Below are 273 nucleotides of genomic sequence, written 5' to 3' on the forward strand. Positions count from 1 at the left end.
CGAGAAGATGCGCGATGTACTCGACCACCGGATCGCCGGACTCCCGACATTCCGTCGGAAGCTTCGGGATTCGATACTGAACCTCGATCACCCGGTATGGGTGGAGGACCGGAATTTCGACATCGAGAGTCACGTCCACCGGGTGGCCGTCCCGCCGCCGGGCGGACGCCACGAACTGGCAGATTTCTGTGCACACATCGCCGGGGTTCCGCTCGACCGCAGCAAACCGTTGTGGGAGATGTGGGTCATCGAAGGGCTGGCCGACGGCAAGAT

Annotated in this window: 1 protein-coding gene; it reads left to right on the forward strand. The window is 62.6% G+C overall.

The window, feature by feature from the left end; genetic code table 11:
* Nucleotides 1-273 (forward strand): wax ester/triacylglycerol synthase domain-containing protein (locus SB717_RS35735; RefSeq protein ID WP_410907699.1); only part of this gene is annotated, 273 nt, incomplete at both ends.

This window comes from Priestia sp. SIMBA_032 (assembly GCF_046535215.1).
GTDB classification, from domain to species: domain Bacteria; phylum Bacillota; class Bacilli; order Bacillales; family Bacillaceae_H; genus Priestia; species Priestia aryabhattai.